At 35.7% G+C, this 224-nt stretch carries 1 pseudogene; it reads right to left on the minus strand.

Annotated features, from left to right (window positions below):
* A pseudogene (locus WOCAOBSORBRA_RS06690) lies at positions 1–148 on the minus strand (IS5 family transposase); the annotation flags it as partial.
* Positions 149–224 lie beyond the last annotated feature (76 nt).

Consider the following 224-nt stretch of genomic DNA (forward strand, 5'->3'; position numbering starts at 1 on the left):
TTTTTTGTTGTTTATATTCAACATTACGTGCAATTTTCTCGTTTGCTCATAGCCACGATATTTTCTGTCAGTGCTATTTTCCTTGCTGTGTGTTGTTGTATATACTAATTCCTGTACTGTCTATAGCAATTTCGATATCTTCCATATTATAGCTCTTTCCATAAAAGTCCGGATGTGATAGGATAAGGGTAGATGATGATAAGGAGGTTGAATGCCAGCAGCAT

This window comes from Wolbachia endosymbiont of Cardiocondyla obscurior (genome assembly GCF_902713635.1).
GTDB classification, from domain to species: Bacteria; Pseudomonadota; Alphaproteobacteria; order Rickettsiales; family Anaplasmataceae; genus Wolbachia; species Wolbachia pipientis.